The 207-nt window shown below is 29.0% G+C and carries 1 pseudogene; it reads right to left on the bottom strand.

Features of this window, described 5'->3' with window-relative positions:
• A pseudogene (locus H2279_RS08875) lies at window positions 1–198 on the bottom strand (hypothetical protein); the annotation flags it as partial.
• Window positions 199–207 lie beyond the last annotated feature (9 nt).

Raw genomic sequence — 207 nt, 5'->3', positions numbered from 1 at the left:
AGGATCTAGGTATTGAGGCTTATAATCGATATAAGGAGAAGTTCTTAATATATGATCAGCTTTAAACAAAGCTTTAGAATATTCTTGGGTATAATTGCCTGTGGGTTTAGCATTTTTTTTAAAGATTATCTTATTGGTATCTTTTTCCACATCTAATATCAATCCATTAGGGGTATAAATTTCATAAGTTTCACTCATTTTTTATCC

The sequence above is a fragment of the Campylobacter sp. B0100352/1 genome, from assembly GCF_020135855.1.
GTDB lineage: Bacteria > Campylobacterota > Campylobacteria > Campylobacterales > Campylobacteraceae > Campylobacter_D > Campylobacter_D taeniopygiae.
This window is presented reverse-complemented; position numbering and strand designations above follow the sequence as displayed.